This window comes from Polaromonas sp. P4_H1 (genome assembly GCF_056400945.1).
In genome coordinates, this window is record NZ_JBFUKG010000013.1 from 17,228 (window position 1) to 31,908 (window position 14,681).

Genomic DNA, 14,681 nt, shown 5'->3' on the forward strand with positions numbered 1-14,681 from the left:
GAGTCACGGGTGTGCAGACGCCCATGCCCGTGGTGTTCAGGGTGGGGCGGTAGGTGTAAGCGCTTGTGGCTTACAGAACAGACTTCAATGCGTTCTGTTCGAACGGCTGGAGGTCTCTGATGTAGCGCTGGACCATGAACTCGGATCGATGACCCGTTTGGCGCTGAATGGCCCAGTTGGGCACACCGGCTTTGGCCGCACTGGTCACCAGGCCGGCCCGTAGGCTGTGCGCCGAGAAACCCTTGGCATGGAGGCCCTTGGCTTGCATACGCTGGTTCAATATCCAGCCTATGGCTGCATCACACAGCCCTCCGCCCGCGTTGCCATAACGGTCGATCCGGCGAAACAGCGGTGGATTGCTGAGCTCCCCGCAGGCGGGCAGGCGAGCAGTCGCCTTCAGCCAGTCCTTCAGCGCGCGCACAGGGCATAGAGGCGTTTCGCCAAACGGCACGGCCACATTGCGGCCTGTGCCATTCGGATCAGTCTTGCTGGCCCCCAGCCGTATCACCGCCCCGCGCCGGGTAAAGCTGACACTGCCCACCGTCAGGCCGGCCAGCTCGGAGCGCCGAAACCCGCCAGCGAAGCCAGTCAGCAGCAAAGCGCGATCACGCAGGTTTCGCATTGCGGAGAAGGCGGCAACAGGCCTGACCAGCTTGCGCAGCATCTGCACGGTGATCGGCTTGGCCTGTTTCTGTGCCGTGCCATGGACCCGGCGAATGCCACGCAGTGTGGCCTTGACGATGGGAGAGGCGACCGGGGATTCGAATCCGGCTGTCGCATGCCCATGGGCAATCGCGGCCAGATGCCGCGTCAGCGTGCTGATCTTGAGCGTGCCGGCACAAGCGGCCAGGTAATTTGCCACCGTCTGGGACGAGCAGGGAATCTTCCCACCCCACGCTTTGAAGCGCGCAAGGTCCGATGCATAGGCTCGTTGCGTGTTGGCGGAGAGGCTGCAATCGACGTAAGCTTTGACGGCGGCCGAATGCCGGGGCAGACAGCCTCGAGGGAGTGCGCGGCGGCGCATCAGTACTCACTCGGCAACAAAAACGTTGTGCAGCTGCGGTCGGCTTCGGTGATGAGCCAAATGCGCCGGCCAACAGCATCATCATCTCTATCAGCCTCAGCAGCTGAGTTATTCGGCGTCAAGGATGCCTCGCCAGTGACGGTTTTATCCTTCAAAGGCAGCCGATACACCGACATAAGGCGAAAGCCCTGTTCGAGAGAGAGCCGATTCTCTTCGGCATCTTCGGCGCAAATCTCGCCCCAGTCGCCGGTTATATGCCGCATCAGCAACACTTCTGGACTGGTGGCGGTCTGTCGCAGTAGGTGCAGTGCACCCGGTGTCGCGACAATGCGTCCCAACAAAAATAAGGGTCGACGCGGTGTTTTTGGAGAGTTTTCAAACGGTGCAGACATGGCAAGGCCTTTCTTAAAGAACTAACAAGGGAAAAGGTGGACGTGGCTTTGCCTCAGCCTTTGTGCGGAAGAAAAGCGGTGTGAATGGAGAAGCGGAACGGCGGTGCGGCTACGTGCAAAGACGAACGCGCACGCCCACTTGGCCCAAGCAAAGCGGGTCGAATTAACGGGAAAACGAAAGCTGGGGAGGAAGGTTTGGCAGGCGCGCAGCGGGTGCGGGTTGCCGGGTGTCGCAGCGAGAAAACGTTGAAACTGAGGCTATTTTAACTCAAAAGTAGATAAAAAGTACTACTTTTTGAGTGAAAAACAGCCAAAAATGACTTTAAACGCGAGTTTTTGGCGCTTATCGGCAATTGGGGGCAGCGCCAGCTGCGCCAGGCCCTGTAATGGCTCTCAAGCGCTTCTGCCTAAGGTTGACGGTACCCGAGGCGGTCTTACACGCTTTGACGTAACTTGTCCAAATAGTCTGCCCAGCGTTGCATCATTTTGCGACGTGCTGGCAAATGAGCCGTACGGTTGTATGCGCGGCCGTTTGGATCTTTCACTGCATGGGCCAGTTGGTGTTCGATGAAATCAACTCGCTCGCCCAATACTTCATCCAAGATGGTTCGCGCGGTGGCTCGAAACCCGTGTCCGGTTTGTAGGTCCCCGCTATAGCCGATGCTTCGTAAGGCGGCATTGATCGTGTTGTCGCTCATTGGCCGTTCACCGGTGCGGATGCTGGGAAGAGCATAGCGGCCATGACCAGTTATTAGCGCTAGTTCACGCAAAATTGCTACGGCTTGGCGAGGCAGCGGAACGATGTGGTCAGCATTCATCTTCATTTTTTCGCCTGGGATACGCCATTCCGCATCGTCAAGACGAAGTTCCGCCCATTCCATCGTACGCAGTTCAACAGGACGAACAAGGCACATAGGCGAAAGCTTGAGGGCGGCCACGGTGGTGAAGTGGCCGGTATAGGCGTGCATTGCACGCAATAAGGCGCCTAATGCTTCGGGCTCGGTTATCGCGGCGTTGTGCTTCACGTCCGGCTTGCTGGCTAACGCTTCGCGCAGGTCCGATGTAACGTCACGCTCGGCTAGTTCTGTGACAACGGCATAGCGAAATATTTGGCCAATATTCTGCTTTACGCGGTGGGCGGTTTCGATAGCTCCTCGCGCCTCGATCTTTCGTAAAACCTTCTCTAGAACGTCCCTAGGGCCAATTGCGGACATGGCCATATTTCCGATGAAGGGGAATACGTCCTTTTCAAGCGACCGCGAAATCTTGACTTGGGTGTTGGCAGCGCGCTTCGCCGTTGTTTTGATCAGCCAGTCGCGCGCTACGATTTCAAATGTGTTCGAGGCGGCCACAGCTTTGGCGCGCCGATCTTCCTGTTTGGCGGTATTAGGGTCAATGCCATCGGCTAGTTGTTCCTTGGCCTTTTCGCGGCGCTGCCTGGCTTTGGCCAGCGAAACGTCGGGGTAAACGCCCAGTGCGAGTGTTTTTTGCTTATCGACAAAGCGGTAGTTGAACCGCCAGTACTTGCCGCTCGGCTTAACTAGCAGATACAGCCCATGGCCGTCGCTGTGTTTTTCGCCAGCAGCCTTGCTACTGGGTTTGAGGTTTTTTACATAGGTATCGGTTAGTGCCATGGCAGTGTTTGATGGTACTTTTTTTAGGGCGTTTTCTAGGTACCATCAAAAGTACCATCAAAACGGCTGCATACCAGTGTATTCCACTGCACGATCTTGGACAAAGAAAAACCCGCAATGCCAATAGGCATGCGGGTTTCTTGGTCTTTTTTGGATTTGTTTGGATGTTGGGGTGGTACCACCAACAGGAATCGAACCTGTATCTAGCGCTTAGGAGGCACTCGTTCTATCCATTGAACTATGGCGGCACTTTTTCTGCTTTTGTACTTCTTTCGAAGAACTGGAATTGTATGCGCTGGCTCCGGGGAACCGGGATGGGTGCTTGCTTCGATGCGGCTCGGCTGCCAGGGTTCAATCGTAAGGCACGGTGAAGATCAGGTCCACGGCGCTTTGCTGGCCTGTTTGCGCGCGTACCGTGAAGCGCTGCGACAGGTCGTAAAAAATATACAGCGTGCCCAGCGCACCGGAAATGCTGCGCTCGTAGGCGGCATAAAAATTACGCGAAAAGCGCTTGCCCAGCGTGACGGCGCCCTGCGTGGTCGTGCCGTCCGCATTGCTGGAGGCGCCGCGAAACGACAGCTCGTCCAGCCCCAGCGACGAGGCCAACCCGCCCGACATGCCGCCGCTTTTGCTGCCCAGCAGGGCCAGCGCCGCCTGCTGCAGCAGCGCGGCTTCCGCGCCCCCGGATGCCGATGCCCGGCCCACCACCAGCCAGGACAGTTTTTCGGCATCGGGCAGCTCGGGCTGGGCATAGAGGCGCACGCGGGGCAGCAGGGCGGTACCGGTGATTTGCACGCCCACACGCTGCGTCAGGTTGGGGCGGATGGCCAGAATGTCCAGGGCCGGGTTGTCGAGGGGGCCGGTGAAGCGCAGCACGCCCTGTTCGACGTCCAGGCGCTGGCCATAGGCGCGGTATTGTCCGCCCGCGGTGTTGACGGTGCCGGTCAGGCGCGGTTCGCGCAGCGACTCGCCGTACAGGCTGAGGGTGCCGCGTATCCGCGTGTCGATGCCTTTGCCTTGAACGCGAAAGTCATTGCCCAGGCCCAGTTGCAGCGCCAGCTTGACGGGCCGGGCATCCCTGTCGGCGGTGGCGCCGCTGGTTTGCGCCGGCGCTTTCTGGCCGGTCGCGCTGCCGCGGGTGGTGCGGACCACGACGTCATCGCCCAGCTGTGGCGTGCCTTCGTCGGGCAGGATGATGCGGGCCTGGTCCACCACCAGTTTGCCGGTGAGCTCTGTCTGCACGCCCTTGAGGCTGGCCTGCACGTCGCCGGAGACGGTCAGCTGCCGGTCGGTTCGTATGCTGGCGCGCAGCCGCTCCAGCCGGGCCTCCAGCTGCACCTGCGGCTGGCCGTCGATCCAGCCGGCTTCGCCCCGGGCCATCAGGCTGCCGCCCGTCCCCTTGTCGCCGGCGCCCTGCAGGGTGAATTCGTTGATGCGCATGCGCGTGCCGTCGAGCCGCGCGCGCAGGCGGCCGTTGCCAAACTCGATGCCGTCCACGACGGAGCGCAAGGCCAGGTCGTTGGCCTGCAACTCGCCTGCCAGCTGGGGGGCGGCCCGCGTGCCGCTGATCCTCACATCGGTGCCCAGTGAACCGCGAAGCCGCCAGCCGGGCGGCGCCAGCACCGACCAGACACCAATGCGCGGCAGCTGCGCACGCAACTGGCCGCTCAAGGGCGCGTCTGCGGGCCACAGCCAGCCGCCGCCCGCATCGGCCGGAGCGCGTGCCAGGCGGGTCCGGAGCTGGCCGTCGGCTGTGCCCGCGCGCTCGCTGTCCCAGCGCGCAGCCAGGGTCAGCGCCTCTCCGTCATTGACCAGCGACAGACGCGCTTCTTTCACGCCTGCCGCCACCCGTGTGGGCACGCCCTGCACGGTTTCTGCCTGCACGCTGATGTCGCCACTGCTGCGGGTCAGCGTGGCTTTGAGGCGCAGCGTGTCGCTGAGCGTGGCCTCCAACTGGCCGTCGAGCAGCAGGTTGCCGCCCAGGCCGGCGCCGGCCATCTGCGGGCCTGCCAGCAATTCAATCCAGGCCAGCGGTAAGCCGGTGAGCTTGCCGGACGTGATGAGTTCACCGGGGCGCCAGCGCACCGGCTGCCAGGCCAGGACGGCCGACGTGGAGGCGCTGCTGGGTCCCCCTGCGGCGGTCTGCGCCGGCGCGCTCAGCAGGGCTTCTCCCGCACCGCTTTCGAAGGCGCCGCCCCGCGCTGGTGTCCATGCGAGCGGCACCGTGCCACGGGTGGCGAGCCGCCACGCACCGCTGCCACTGCCATTGCCGAGGGAAGGGTCTTCCACGCTGAGGCTGAGCTGGTTGAGCAGGCCTTGCCATGCGGATTCACCCAGCGGCAGCTTGCGCGTGGCAGGGGTGCGCCCGCCTTCAGCGGCCAGTTGCAGCGCATAACGCCGTTGCCCGGCCTCGAGGCGGCCCTGGGTGCTCAGTTGCATCTGGTTTAGCCGGCCCGACAAGCTGGTTTGCAGGGCGCGGATTTTGAGCGTGTCGGCTGTCTCTGCCGTGCCCGCAGCTGCGGGTGCGCGTGGGGCAGAGCCGGCAGCTGTCTTGGTGGGCGCGTACCAGTCGAGTGAAGGCACCTCCAGCCGCGCCTGCACGCTGGGGTCTTGCCAGCCGCCGTCCCAGCTGGCCTGCAGTTCCGCGCTGCCGCGGGCAGAGGCTGTCTGCAGCGCGGCGGGCAGGCCCGGCAGTTCTTGCAGCCAGCGCAAGGCCAGCGCTGCATCCCGGCCGCGCAGGCTGAGGTTTCCCTTGCCGCTGGCCTGCCGCAGCTCGCCCTGCAGTGCCGCGTCCAGTCCGGGCGCCGTCAGGGTCAGGCTGCCCTTGCCACCCCAGGCCTTGGGCTGGGCTTCCAGTTGGCCCGCCAGTTCCGCGTCATCGGTGCGAAAGCGCAGCGCCGACAGCGCCAGGGTGCCGCCGGCCTGGGCCGGGTTCCAGGTGCCCGTGGCGCTCGCATCGCGCAGGCGCAGCACGCCAGGGGAACGTTGGCCTGCCGCCTTGGCCTTGGCCCTGGCCCTGGCGCTGGCGCTGGCGCTGGCGGGCGGCTTGATGCCATTGCCTGCGGCCTGCAGGCTGGCGTCGAAGCGGGTGCTTGTTCCTTCGCTGGCCACGGTAGCCCGGCCGTCAACAGGCTGCGGCGCAAGCTGGGAGTACAGCAGCGCCGGGTTGATCTGCTGCAGGGTGGCCTGCAGCTTCCAGGCCGGGGCGACCGTAACGGGTGGAGTGGGTGGCGTGGACAGAGCGGAGTCTGGGGCGGGGGCACGCGTTGACGGCGGTTTGGGTGGAGACGCAGTGCCTGCGGCCGGCGCCCATTCGCCCGTGGCCAGCAGCTCGCCGCCGCCCAGCCGCGCCTTGAGCGAGCGAACCAGCGCCGCGCCGTCGCGCCATTCGCCCTGGCTTTCCAGTCGTTCAATGGGCAGCCGCTTCTGATCCCAAGGGCCGGGCAAGCCGTTGGCCATCTGTAGTTGAATCAGCCACGCCGCGCTGGCTGTTGCGGCCGTGTCAGCGGGTCGTACGCTGGCGTTACCGGTCAGCAGGGTTTGCGGCATGTCGGGCCACAAGCCCGCAATGTCCAGGTCGCGAAAGGTCGCATCCGCCTGCGGCAGGGGTTGTGCCGCCCAGGGCATGACACGCGCCGTCGCCGTCGCGTGGGGCTGCGCGCGGCCGGCAGGCGCGCTGCCTGTCATTTGAAGCTGGCCCTTGACCTGCATGTCGGTGATCGGTCCGCTGGCCGTGGCGGTGAATGCCAGCGGCAAAGGTTTTTGGCTGTTCGGAAGTTCGGCGGACAGCGCACCCGACAGGCTGGCTTCGAGCGCAACCGGGCTGCGCGCAGACAGACTGGCGCGGCCCTGGTAACGGCCTTGGGCCACCTCGGCATCCAGCAACTGCAGCTGATGCGCCAGCCCGTCAAATTCATAGCGCCCTGAAATGCTGGAGGCCGTGACGGCTGTCTTGCCCTGCAGGGCGAACCGGCCCACCGAGAAGTGGGCCAGTACCACCCGCAGCGGCAATCCGAGCGCGGTGGGCGGTGGCGACGGGGCTGAAGGCGGGCGCTGGTCGTGCAGCTGCACACTGCCCACCGCCAGCCGGTCCAGCCGGAGCGTGCCATGCAGCAGCGACCAGGGTTGCCAGGCCAGGCTCACATCGCGCACCTCGACGCTGAGCCCCTCCTGCTGCCAGGCCAGCCGGTCGACGTGCCCGCCTTCGCGCAGCGAACCTGTGGCTCGCCCGGCCGTCAGCGGCTGTGACTGCGCCAGCCAGCGAAGCGCGGTGGCCAGCGAGCCTTCCGTGCCCGCCCACCACCAGGCCAGCCCAACGGCCAGAACAGCCAGCAGCAACAGGCTGCCCGCTGCGACTGCCATCGCTGTCAGCCATCGCCGCGTGGACTGTGCCCGATCCGCCCCCGCTTTCGGCGGGGCTGCTTCGGCACCGGTTTGCTTCGGCGTGCTCATCAGAAGATAAACCCCACACTGACATGCAGGCGCACATGCTTGACCTTGACGCCGTAGGCCAGGTCCATTTGCAGGGGGCCAATCGGGCTGCGCCAGCGCACGCCGGTGCCCACGCCGACCGAGGGGCGCAGGTCCTGGGGCTTGTCGGCCACGGCGCCGGCATCGATGAACAGCGTGTTTTCCCACTCGGTGGTGACGCCGCTGCGAACAATGGGGCGTTGCCATTCCACGCTCCCCACGGCGAGGTAGCGGCCGGGGCCGATGGTGCCGTTGTCGAGCCTGATGCCGATGTCGCGGTAGCCGTAGCCGCGCACGGTGGCGTCGCCGCCGGTGCGAAACAGCTGCGTGCCCGGGATGCGTGCTGCGTCCTTGGCCAGCACGGCGCCGGCCTCCGCGCGCATGGCGATGCGTCCGCGCTCCAGTGACTTGATGCCCAGCCAGCGGCCCACGGCGCGGGTGAAGGGCTGGCGGTCCTGGCCCAGCGTGGTGCCTCCGCCCAGTTCAAACCCCAGGCCGTAACCCCGGCTGGGGAAGGGCACGCTGTCAAAGTAGCGGCCGGTCCAGACGTAGTTGGCGGTGAGCGCCGAGCCATCGCCCGTGTCTGCGGCGGTATTGCCGAGCTGGCCAGCACCATGCACGCGGGCCCGGTCATATTGCAGGTACATGTTGCGGTCTATGTGGTCGCCGGCCTGCGTCCGGCCAAAACGCAGCCGCTGGGCCTGCGTGATCAGTTCGTCGTCATCGAGGCGTTCCACGCGTCCCAGCGCGACCCAGCGCCAGTTGTCCTCGTTGGGTATGGCTGTCCACTCGGTTTGCGCAAAGGGGTTTTTCTTTTCGGCCTGCAGCTTGGTCACGGCACGCCAGCCAATGCCGGGAACGCGGTGATGGGTGTGCTCAACGGAAGCGCGCGGTCCGCTGTCTGTCGTGATGCCGACGCCGAGCGTGACCTTTTGCAGTTTGGCCTCGCGCACCTGCACCTGTACCGGCGCTGCGAGCGGGTCGCTCTCGGGGTCGACAAAGATATAGGCCGAATCAAAATAGCCGCTGGAGGCCAGCCGCTGCTGGGCCTCCACCAACTGGCTCTGGTTATAGATGGCCCCGGCGTTCAGGCGGGCCAGTCGCGGCACCAGTACGGGGTCATAGCGTTCCACGCCGCTGATCTGCATGGGACCCAGGCGGTACAGCGGGCCGGAATCGAGCTTGACCGACAGGCCGGCGGTTCGGGCTGGCGCATCCACATCGGCCAGGCTGTAGTCCAGTTTGCCGGCGGGGTAGCGGCGCGCGACCAGCTGCCGCAGTGCCTGTGTCTTGGCGCCGTCCCAGGCGTCCTGCGTGAAGCGCTGGCCGGTGGGCAGCCGCCAGTCGCGCTTGATTTCCGAGCGCTGGGCGATCGCGTCGGGATCGGGCGAGTCGGCAATGTCTCCCGCGAAGTCGATCGCCACCGCACCTGTGAGGGTGGCTTCGCCAGGATCGACCGCAACCACGATGGTGGGGTGCTGGTTCACGCCGCCCTCACGCGTGATGCGGATTTCCGGGCTGAAGTAGCCCAGCGTTCCCACCAGGTTGCGCACATTGCGTTCGGCGAGCACGACCAGGCGGTTCAGTTCGGCCTCGTCGAGGTCCGTCACCGCGCGGTAGCGCTGCAGCTCGATGTGCTTTTCGAGCAGTTCACGCACGGCAGGCGGAGCCCGCACTGCAATGTCAAAGGCCGTCACCTCCTGCGGTGCGCTGGTTGGTCCTACCGCGCCCTGGGGTGTGGGGCCCGGTGTTACCTTTTCCGGGGGTGGCGGGGGTGGCGGTGCGGTCTGTGCCGTCCCGGACGGTGGCGTTGTCACGGCCGTGGCGGCCGGGTCGGCAGCGGGCGCACCCGATTGCGCCCTGGCTGCGGGCGGGGAAAAAATCGCGAGGAAGGCGATGACAAGGGCGAGGCTCGCAGTGGTCAGTCCTGCCGGTGTGGCCGTCCGCGCGCAGCGGGTACTGGGGTGGGTCACACACCCAGTTTACTTGAGCCCTACTTGGAAAGCAGGCGCATCGCCTCTTCAAGTCCCTTGATGGTCAGGGGGTACATGCGCTGATTGACCAGCTGCTGGATCACGCTGATGCTCTGGCGGTATTGCCAGACGCCCTGCGGCTCGGGGTTGATCCAGGCGAACTTCGGGAAGGCATTGGTCAGCCGCTGCATCCATTCGGCGCCGGCCTCTTCGTTGTTGTATTCGACGCTGCCGCCCGGTTGCAATATTTCGTAAGGGCTCATGGTGGCATCGCCGACAAAGATGAGCTTGTAGTCCTTGTTGTACTTGCGGATGATGTCCCACGTCGGGAACTTTTCACTGAAGCGGCGGCGGTTGTTCTTCCACATGAAGTCGTAGACGCAGTTGTGAAAGTAATAAAACTCGAGGTGCTTGAACTCTGCCTTGACCGCCGAGAACATTTCCTCGACACGGTGGATGTGTTCGTCCATGGTGCCGCCGACGTCCATCAGCAGCAGCACCTTCACATTGTTGTGGCGCTCGGGCACCATCTTGATGTCCAGCCAGCCGGCGTTGGCCGCCGTGGAGCGGATGGTGTCGTCGAGGTCCAGCTCTTCCGCATTGCCCTGGCGCGCAAACTTGCGCAGGCGGCGCAGCGCCACCTTGATGTTGCGCGTGCCCAGCTCCTGGGTGTCGTCGTAGTCCTTGTAGGCGCGCTGGTCCCAGACTTTTACCGCGCTTTTATTGCGGCTTTTTTCCTGGCCGATGCGTATGCCCTGCGGGTTGTAGCCGTTCGCGCCAAAGGGCGAGGTGCCGCCCGTGCCAATCCACTTGCTGCCGCCTTCGTGGCGCTCTTTCTGTTCTTCAAAACGCTTTTTCAGCGTTTCCATGAGCTCGTCCCAGCCCATCTTTTCGATCTTTGCCTTGTCCTCGGCACTCAGTTCCAGCTCCAGGTTTTTCCGCAGCCATTCCAGCGGGATGTCCTTGGTGAAATCGGCAATCATCTCCACGCCCTTGAAGTAGGCGGCGAAGGCACGGTCGAATTTGTCGTAGTGCTTTTCGTCTTTCACCAGCACCGTGCGGCTGAGGTAGTAGAAGTCGTCGATCTTCCAGGCGCCTTCACCGCCTTCGCCTCCTTCATCGTCGCTGGTGCCGCTCTTTTCACTGTTCGGGCCCACAACACCCGCCTCCAGTGCTTCAAGCAGCATCAGGTATTCCTTGACGGAGACCGGCAATTTGGCTGAACGCAGGGTGTAGAAGAAGTCAATCAGCATGGGGAACCCTCTTGCAGAATTTTCCCGTCGGGCCGCCCCAAGGGAAAAACGGCCCCTCGGGGGCAGCGCATTACACGAAGTGAAAAGCGTGGGGGCTCTTCATCCCAGCAGGGGCCGCGGGACTGGCTTTGCCAGACCGCAGGCGCAGCGGCCCCCTCGGGGGGCAGCGCATTACACGAAGTGAAAAGCGTGGGGGCCATATCAAGAGCGAGGTTTGTCAAGCAGGTACAGCAGCTGCGCCTTGACCTCGGGCCATTCACCGGAGCGCAGGCTGTACATCACGGTGTCGCGAATGGTGCCGTCGCGCCGCAGCGCGTGACCGCGAATCACGCCGTCTTTCCGGGCTCCCAGGCGTTCAATGGCCTGCTGGCTGGCGAAGTTGAAATTGTCGGTACGCCAGCCCACCACATGGCAGCCCAGGGTTTCAAACGCATGGGTGAGCATGAGCAGCTTGCAGGTGGTGTTGACGTGGGTACGCTGGCTGCTGGCGGCATACCAGGTGTAGCCAATCTCGACGCGTTTGATGGCCGGCACGATGTCATGAAAGCTGGAAGTGCCCAGCACCTTGCTCGTGCCGGCGTCGGTGACCGCAAACGCCAGGCGGTTGCCGGTTTGCAGCGCGGTTTCAATGTAGGCCCGTGTTTCATGCGGTTCAGGTACCGACGTGATGCGCAGCTTCCAAAGTTCGCCATCGCTGGCGGCGGCCCGCAGCCCCGCTTCGTGGTCCAGACCCAGCGGCACCAGCCGCACGCCGCGCGCTTCCAGGCTCACGGGTTCAACAAAAGCCATGCTCAGCTCTCCCCATTGGCCTTCTGGCGTTTTCTCCAGCGGCGGGCCAGTTGAAGGCCCAGGCCACCGCCCAGGCCGACCAGCACAATGCCGCCGATGGCGCTGTTGTCATAGCCTTCGGCAAAAATGTCCAGCCCCAGCAGGCGCCCGATCCAGTAGCCCAGGAGCGCGCCACCGACGAAGCCGATGGCATCCGACAGGCCTTCCACCAACAATGATTTCTGGTTCATGAATGTGAACTCCGGGTTCAGCGGTTGTTGCGCTGCATGAACACCAGTTTTTCAAACAGCGTCACATCCTGCTCGTTCTTGAGCAGCGCGCCAACCAGCGGCGGCACCGCCACCTTGTCGTCCTTGCTGTGCAGCGCTTCCAGCGGAATGTCCTCGGCCACCAGCAGCTTGAGCCAGTCGAGCAGCTCGCTGGTGGATGGCTTCTTTTTGAGGCCGGGCAGGTTGCGCACGTCATAAAACGTTTTCATGGCGGCGGCCAGCAGTTCCCTCTTGAGATCGGGGAAATGCACATCGACGATCTGCTTCATCGTGTCGGCATCGGGGAACTTGATGTAGTGAAAGAAGCAGCGGCGCAGGAAGGCGTCGGGCAGTTCCTTCTCGTTGTTGGAGGTGATGAACACCAGCGGGCGGTGCTTGGCCCGGATGAGCTCGCGTGTTTCGTACACATAGAACTCCATGCGGTCGATCTCGCGCAGCAGGTCGTTGGGAAACTCGATGTCGGCCTTGTCGATCTCGTCGATCAACAGCGCGACGGGCTGGTCGGCCGTGAAGGCCTGCCAGAGCACACCCTTGACGATGTAGTTGTGGATGTCCTTGACCTTTTCGCCACCCTCGACGGTGCTCAGCTGGGAGTCGCGCAGGCGGGACACGGCATCATATTCATAGAGACCCTGCTGCGCCTTGGTGGTCGACTTGATATGCCATTGCAGCAGGGGCAGGCCCAATGCCTGGGCCACTTCCTCGGCCAGCATGGTCTTGCCCGTGCCGGGCTCGCCTTTGACCAGCAAGGGCTTTTTCAGGGCGGCGGAGGCATTGACGGCCAGCATCAGGTCTTGGGTGGCGACGTAGTTTTGTGAACCTTGGAATTTCATGTTCATGGGTCGAATGGATGGGGTGATGTGGACGGGGATGTAGACGCGAATGGAGTGTTCTTGCGCGGGCCGCCAGCGTGCAGTCACCGGCCCTGGCAGGCCCAGATATAATCCAAAGTTGTTTTATACGATGAATTCTCACCTGATTGTGCGCGCAAAATGAATAAGCTGTTGACCACGATATTCGCTGTAGCTGTCTCCTGTGTGACGGTCTCAAGCCTGGCCCAGGAAGTCAAGGGCGATGCCAAAGCCGGCGAAACCAAGAACGCCATGTGCATTGGCTGTCACGGCATCAAGGGCTACCAGGCGTCTTTTCCCGAGATTTACAAGGTTCCGATGATTTCCGGCCAAGGGGGCAAATACATCGTGGCGGCGCTTAACGGCTACAAAAAAGGTGAACGCAAGCATCCCACCATGCGCGGCATTGCCGAGTCGCTGACCGACCAGGACATCGCTGACCTGGCGGCCTTTTACAGTACCCACGGCGTGGTGCAAGGTGCCGAGCTGCCTGCCAAGCCGGCCAAAGAACCCAGCGCTGATGTGCAGGCCCTGCTGAACAAGGCCAACTGCGCTTCATGCCACGGCGCCAATTTCAGCAAGCCGATTGATCCGGCCTATCCCAAGATTGCCGGCCAGCACAGTGATTACCTGTTCGTGGCGCTCAAGGCCTACAAGACCGACAACAACCCCAAGGTGGGTCGCGGCAACGCCATCATGGCGGGTATGGCCAAGCAGTACACCAATGCCGAGCTGAAGCTGCTGGCCAACTACCTGGCTTCGGTGGACGGTGAACTCAAGGTGATTCCTCAGAGCAAGTTCCGCTGAACGCAGAACAAGTACAAAAAAGCCGCTGTCTCAGCGGCTTTTTTTTATGGCTCAGTGTTCCGCCGGGCCGCCCAAGGAAAGCGGGGAGGCTCTGCTCCAGCAGGGGCCGCGGAACCGGCTTAGCCGGGCCGCAGGCGCAGCGCTCGCTCGGGGGGGGGCAGCGCAGCACACGCAGTGACAAGCGTGGGAGCCCTAGTAGCCAGAAGTGGTAGCTCTCTAGCCCAGCAGGGGCCGCGGAACCGGCTTAGCCGGGCCGCAGGCGCAGCGGCCCCCTCGGGGGGCAGAGAGCTACACGCAGTGAGCGAACGTGGGGGCTAATCCCTCGTAGCGCGGCGCTGAACGCATGCGATGTAGGCATCGCCATCCGGCGGCCGGCCTGCGCGCTGGCTTTCCCACACCATCTGTCCCAGGCAGTCCATGGCCTCGTGATGCGCGTCATGCAGTGAGTTGCGCCGCGCGGTCAACAGCTCCACCGCCTGGCGGATACCGCGCGGCTGGTCAATCGAGCATTGTTCGCTGATCGACAGGTGCATCGAGAGGTGCAGGAAGGGATTGGTGTTGCCGGCCTCGACGTCATACATTTTTTCAAGCGCCGCATCGGCATCCGCAAAATCCGCATGGTATTCGGGGTGTTCCTCCATCCATTGGCTTGCTATGATTTCTATAGCCTCAAGCGCCTGTCCCGTGCGGGCTTTGGCATAAACTGAACAGAAGAATCGCCGGACGTCGGCTTGCGAAGGCGTGAACATGGCTAAAGCGTATCACGCAGCCTGCTTCCGGGGCCTTTGAGGTGTTTTCCGCCCTGGCGCTTTCATCGGGCTTGTGCTTGACAGGCACCCCATGTCCCCACGTCCTACAGACAGGGGGGGTGTGCAACGGTATATTCATGATTCACGGTGGCGCAGTTGCGGCGCACAGCCACCCTGCAATGAGTAAGCCCGGTAGCCCGGTGAGGAGATTCTATGAATGCAGCAAAAATGGCGGGAATTATCCTGATCGTTGCCGGACTGGCCGGACTTTTCACCGGAGGTTTCAGCTTCACCAAGGACAGGTCGACCGCGAAAATCGGCCCCATCGAGTTGACGGTCACGGAAAAGGAGTCGGTCAATATTCCCCAATGGCTGAGCATCGGTGCCGTGGCCTTGGGTGCGGTTTTGCTGGTGGTGGGTTTCCGCAAGCCCTGAAAGCCCGCGCCTCCTTCGTTCGGCGCAGGTAACTT

Annotated in this window: 12 protein-coding genes and 1 tRNA gene; 2 read left to right on the forward strand and 11 right to left on the reverse strand. The window is 63.3% G+C overall.

Features of this window, described 5'->3' with window-relative positions:
• Positions 1-70: 70 nt before the first annotated feature.
• From AC1DS5_RS16980 to AC1DS5_RS17025, 10 genes are all read right to left on the reverse strand, one after another.
• A complete protein-coding gene (locus AC1DS5_RS16980; RefSeq protein WP_477719427.1) occupies positions 71-862 on the reverse strand; it encodes a site-specific integrase in 792 nt (263 codons plus the stop codon).
• Positions 863-1,023: 161 nt separating this feature from the next.
• Positions 1,024-1,416: a type I restriction endonuclease subunit M gene (locus AC1DS5_RS16985; protein WP_477719428.1), complete on the reverse strand. Its 393-nt coding sequence runs from the start codon at positions 1,414-1,416 to the stop codon at positions 1,024-1,026.
• 434 nt (positions 1,417-1,850) lie between these two features.
• Positions 1,851-3,050 (reverse strand): tyrosine-type recombinase/integrase, encoded by a 1,200-nt coding sequence (locus AC1DS5_RS16990; RefSeq protein ID WP_477719429.1) that lies wholly within the window; start codon positions 3,048-3,050, stop codon positions 1,851-1,853.
• A gap of 173 nt (positions 3,051-3,223) precedes the next feature.
• Positions 3,224-3,298 (reverse strand) — tRNA-Arg (locus AC1DS5_RS16995).
• 103 nt (positions 3,299-3,401) lie between these two features.
• Entirely contained in the window at positions 3,402-7,502 is a 4,101-nt protein-coding gene (locus AC1DS5_RS17000) for a translocation/assembly module TamB domain-containing protein (protein ID WP_477719430.1), read from the reverse strand.
• Complete coding sequence (locus AC1DS5_RS17005) at positions 7,502-9,493, reverse strand: autotransporter assembly complex protein TamA (protein ID WP_477719431.1); 1,992 nt, start codon at positions 9,491-9,493, stop codon at positions 7,502-7,504. Before AC1DS5_RS17005 ends, AC1DS5_RS17000 begins: the two co-directional genes overlap by 1 nt.
• Before the next feature lie 20 nt (positions 9,494-9,513).
• Positions 9,514-10,746, reverse strand: a complete 1,233-nt coding sequence (locus AC1DS5_RS17010; protein ID WP_477719432.1) for a vWA domain-containing protein — start codon at positions 10,744-10,746, stop codon at positions 9,514-9,516.
• A gap of 201 nt (positions 10,747-10,947) precedes the next feature.
• The gene (locus tag AC1DS5_RS17015; RefSeq protein WP_477719433.1) at positions 10,948-11,535 is read right to left on the reverse strand and encodes a GNAT family N-acetyltransferase; all 588 of its coding nucleotides are present in this window, start codon (positions 11,533-11,535) and stop codon (positions 10,948-10,950) included.
• 2 nt (positions 11,536-11,537) lie between these two features.
• Entirely contained in the window at positions 11,538-11,765 is a 228-nt protein-coding gene (locus AC1DS5_RS17020; RefSeq protein WP_477719434.1) for a hypothetical protein, read from the reverse strand.
• A 17-nt stretch (positions 11,766-11,782) separates the two neighbouring features.
• Entirely contained in the window at positions 11,783-12,637 is an 855-nt protein-coding gene (locus AC1DS5_RS17025; RefSeq protein ID WP_477719543.1) for an AAA family ATPase, read from the reverse strand.
• Between the two features lie 159 nt (positions 12,638-12,796).
• Between AC1DS5_RS17025 and AC1DS5_RS17030 the strand changes: the two genes are divergently transcribed.
• The gene (locus tag AC1DS5_RS17030; RefSeq protein ID WP_477719435.1) at positions 12,797-13,462 is read left to right on the forward strand and encodes a c-type cytochrome; all 666 of its coding nucleotides are present in this window, start codon (positions 12,797-12,799) and stop codon (positions 13,460-13,462) included.
• A gap of 314 nt (positions 13,463-13,776) precedes the next feature.
• Here the strand turns inward: AC1DS5_RS17030 and AC1DS5_RS17035 are convergent, their stop codons facing one another.
• Positions 13,777-14,211, reverse strand: a complete 435-nt coding sequence (locus AC1DS5_RS17035; protein ID WP_477719436.1) for a DUF1841 family protein — start codon at positions 14,209-14,211, stop codon at positions 13,777-13,779.
• A 213-nt stretch (positions 14,212-14,424) separates the two neighbouring features.
• Between AC1DS5_RS17035 and AC1DS5_RS17040 the strand changes: the two genes are divergently transcribed.
• Positions 14,425-14,646: a hypothetical protein gene (locus AC1DS5_RS17040; RefSeq protein ID WP_477719437.1), complete on the forward strand. Its 222-nt coding sequence runs from the start codon at positions 14,425-14,427 to the stop codon at positions 14,644-14,646.
• Positions 14,647-14,681: the final 35 nt, after the last annotated feature.

Excerpts from the sequence above, each read along its gene's own strand:
- AC1DS5_RS17015 (WP_477719433.1), bottom strand. The coding sequence starts at position 11,535 with ATGGCTTTTGTTGAACCCGTGAGCCTGGAAGCGCGCGGCGTGCGGCTG.
- AC1DS5_RS17020 (WP_477719434.1), bottom strand. The coding sequence starts at position 11,765 with ATGAACCAGAAATCATTGTTGGTGGAAGGCCTGTCGGATGCCATCGGC.
- AC1DS5_RS17035 (WP_477719436.1), bottom strand. The coding sequence starts at position 14,211 with ATGTTCACGCCTTCGCAAGCCGACGTCCGGCGATTCTTCTGTTCAGTT.
- AC1DS5_RS17040 (WP_477719437.1), top strand. The coding sequence starts at position 14,425 with ATGAATGCAGCAAAAATGGCGGGAATTATCCTGATCGTTGCCGGACTG.
- AC1DS5_RS17000 (WP_477719430.1), bottom strand. The coding sequence starts at position 7,502 with ATGAGCACGCCGAAGCAAACCGGTGCCGAAGCAGCCCCGCCGAAAGCG.
- AC1DS5_RS16985 (WP_477719428.1), bottom strand. The coding sequence starts at position 1,416 with ATGTCTGCACCGTTTGAAAACTCTCCAAAAACACCGCGTCGACCCTTA.
- AC1DS5_RS17010 (WP_477719432.1), bottom strand. The coding sequence starts at position 10,746 with ATGCTGATTGACTTCTTCTACACCCTGCGTTCAGCCAAATTGCCGGTC.
- AC1DS5_RS16990 (WP_477719429.1), bottom strand. The coding sequence starts at position 3,050 with ATGGCACTAACCGATACCTATGTAAAAAACCTCAAACCCAGTAGCAAG.
- AC1DS5_RS17030 (WP_477719435.1), top strand. The coding sequence starts at position 12,797 with ATGAATAAGCTGTTGACCACGATATTCGCTGTAGCTGTCTCCTGTGTG.
- AC1DS5_RS17025 (WP_477719543.1), bottom strand. The coding sequence starts at position 12,637 with ATGAAATTCCAAGGTTCACAAAACTACGTCGCCACCCAAGACCTGATG.